Source organism: Primorskyibacter flagellatus (assembly GCF_900176485.1).
Taxonomy (GTDB): Bacteria; Pseudomonadota; Alphaproteobacteria; order Rhodobacterales; family Rhodobacteraceae; genus Primorskyibacter; species Primorskyibacter flagellatus.
Genome location: NZ_FWYD01000073.1, coordinates 1 through 1,045, shown reverse-complemented (window position 1 = coordinate 1,045; position 1,045 = coordinate 1). Strand labels below are relative to the sequence as shown.

General features: G+C 64.6%; 1 protein-coding gene. It reads right to left on the bottom strand.

From position 1 onward, the window contains the following. Nucleotides 1–265: 265 nt before the first annotated feature. Nucleotides 266–1,045: IS110 family RNA-guided transposase (locus B8991_RS20985; RefSeq protein WP_084355221.1), on the bottom strand; the 780-nt coding region annotated here is incomplete at its 5' end.

The following is a 1,045-nucleotide window of genomic DNA, read 5'->3' as shown; positions in this document are numbered from 1 at the left end:
TGCAACATGTGTAACCGCCCCTTGCGCAAGGGGTAATTTCAGAGCTGCTTTCCGCGCGTCACCGGGTGCTGACATGTGTCCGGCCTCTGATGCGGCCTTGGTCATGCCGCGGGCCCGTATGGTGTTCGAAGGTCGGGTCCAGATCAAAGCCGCGTGCTCAAAGGCACTCTGTTGCACACTGGTTCTCCCGATCCCGTCTCACGACTGTTGCGCCAAACTGCTCCTTGCCCTCTTCCGCTCCGACGTCCTCGCGACCGACGGCTGCTTACGCTGCCACGGCCGGAGACTGGTATACGCCACCGCGGGCCATCAAAGCCCAGACAATCCGCGCCATCTTGTTCGCCAGCGCGACACGCACCAGCATCGACGGCTTGCGCGACAGCATGTTCCCCAGCCATGTGCCGGGTTGAGCTTCACGATGGACGTGGCGCTTGATGATCACGCTGTTGGCGCCAATGATCAGCAGCCGCCTGAGAGACCGCTCGCCCATCTTCGTCGTCGCTCCGAGGCGCTGCTTGCCACCGGTCGAGTGTTGCCTGGGCACCAACCCGAGCCAGGCTGCAAAATCCCGGGCCTTCCGGAAGGTCTCGGGAGGCGGCGCAAGTGTCGCGATAGCCGTCGCGATCAGCGGGCCGATGCCCGGCACCGTCATCAGCCGTCGGGCGACCTCGTTCTCTTTGGCGCAGCGTGAGATCTCGGCATCGAGCCTCCCGATCTGCGCCTCGAGGTGCGCCAAGGATCCGATCAGAACCTGCAGGGTGGCTGTCGCCTCGGCGGGCAACCCGCTCTCTGGATCCTCGACGATGGCGATCAGCTTCGAGGCATTGGCAGCGCCCTGCGGCACAACCTGCCCGAACTCGGCAAGGTGACCGCGCAGGGCGTTGATCGCCTGGGTGCGCTGCCGGATCAGTAACTCGCGCACGCGGAACACCATCGCCGCCCCTTGGGTCTCTTCGCTCTTCACCGACACGAAGCGCATCGTCGGACGCTGTGCAGCTTCGCAAATCGCCTCGGCGTCGGCGGCGTCATTCTTCTGCCGTTTGAC